At 29.4% G+C, this 595-nt stretch carries 1 protein-coding gene; it reads left to right on the forward strand.

The features are described from left to right. Nucleotides 1-595: ribokinase (locus AMN88_RS04460; RefSeq protein ID WP_143323673.1), on the forward strand; the 595-nt coding region annotated here is incomplete at both ends.

Consider the following 595-nt stretch of genomic DNA (forward strand, 5'->3'; position numbering starts at 1 on the left):
TTGGTGTATTTGTAGCAGACCTTTGCTTTATAGCTAATGCGATCCCTGAAAAAGGTCAAACAATTCTAGGTTCACAGCATATTGTTGGACCAGGTGGAAAAGGATCAAATCAAGCAATAGCTGCAGCTAAATTAAACGGGAAAGTAAATTTTATAACAAAAATAGGTAATGATAAAAATGGTGAGATGGCTTTAAATTTATACAAATCATTGGGCATGGATATTGCTTCTATTATTCAAGATAAAAATCACTTAACTGGAGTTGCAGGAATTATGGTCAATGAAAAAACAGGAGACAACGCAATAAATATTATACCAGGTGCTGCTGGAACACTAACCAATGATGATATTGAAAAAAATTTAAATTTTATTGCAAATACAGATATATTTTTAACACAACTGGAAACACCATATGATGTTACGAAATATGCATTGAAGAAAGCTAAAGAAAATAAATTGACTACAATATTAAATCCAGCACCTGCATGCCAAATTAATGATGATGATTTTAAATTAATTGATTTTTTTACACCTAATGAAACTGAGGCTGAATTTTATTTAAATAAAAAAATTGAAACTGAAAAAGATATAAAAAT

Source organism: Candidatus Pelagibacter communis, assembly GCF_001180165.1.
Taxonomy (GTDB): Bacteria; Pseudomonadota; Alphaproteobacteria; order Pelagibacterales; family Pelagibacteraceae; genus Pelagibacter; species Pelagibacter ubique_P.